This is a genomic window from Mesorhizobium sp. M7A.F.Ca.MR.362.00.0.0 (assembly GCF_004023175.1).
GTDB lineage: Bacteria > Pseudomonadota > Alphaproteobacteria > Rhizobiales > Rhizobiaceae > Mesorhizobium.
In genome coordinates this window covers 1-815 of record NZ_RZTF01000833.1, presented here as the reverse complement: position 1 = coordinate 815, position 815 = coordinate 1, and the positions used below count along the sequence as shown (strand labels likewise).

The 815-nt window shown below is 57.1% G+C and carries 1 protein-coding gene; it reads right to left on the bottom strand.

Annotated features, from left to right (window positions below; translation table 11 throughout):
• Window positions 1–154: 154 nt before the first annotated feature.
• Window positions 155–815, bottom strand: a 661-nt coding sequence (locus EOC06_RS38040) for a GNAT family N-acetyltransferase (protein ID WP_306462387.1), incomplete at its 5' end; no start/stop codon positions are given.

Below are 815 nucleotides of genomic sequence, written 5' to 3'. Positions count from 1 at the left end.
GTGCATTATTGGGACACAGATTCACGGTAAGTTGTGTGCGTCAAGTTCTTCACGGTAGGCATTTCGCCGCTGCCTGATCGGCAAGGTTCGCCCTCTCCGTCGTCCACCGACGAGGCGATGAACGGCTTCATTGAGCCCTTTGCGGGCGTTGGCTTTAGTCGTGTGCCATCCAGACCGTTCGTCCCTTCGCAGCGTCCTTAATGCTGAGTTCCGCAAAACCAATTTTCCGCCAGAAGCCGATCGCTCCCTTGTTCGCGCGATTGGCGCCGACATGGATACCTTTGATACCATGTTCGACCGCGAAGCTTCGCCATTTATCGAACAGCTTTGAGCCAAGCCCGCTCCCTTGGACGCGGGGCAAAAGATTCATGTGAAGATGAGCCGGATACTTGCTAACCACGGCTGCCGGCGTTCGCGCCGGGTGGTGGATCATGGATGCCCGCCGCTCGTCCGGCGTCCATAAATCCCGTAACGCTTCAGGTGGATCGGCATAGCGCAGGCGAAGTTGCGGCCACCACTCCCTTTCGAGTCGATCCTCCCATTCCAGTGTATCTATTGTTCCGACGGCAAAGCCCGCAACACCCCGGGAGTCTTCGACAACTACGGCAAGCTGCGGCTCAAGCACCGCATACGGCGCGGCGTAGATATGCCCCATCAGCTTTGGATCCTCGTAGAGGTGTGACGCATCGCCCCCCTCAAAGCCAGTCGCAAGGGAAATAGCATACAGTGCGTCAACGTCTTCCCATCTAACCGGGCGAATGCTCACCATTGTGTCCTCAGGTTTTTCTCGGCTTCTGCATAGCGCCCTTCTATAT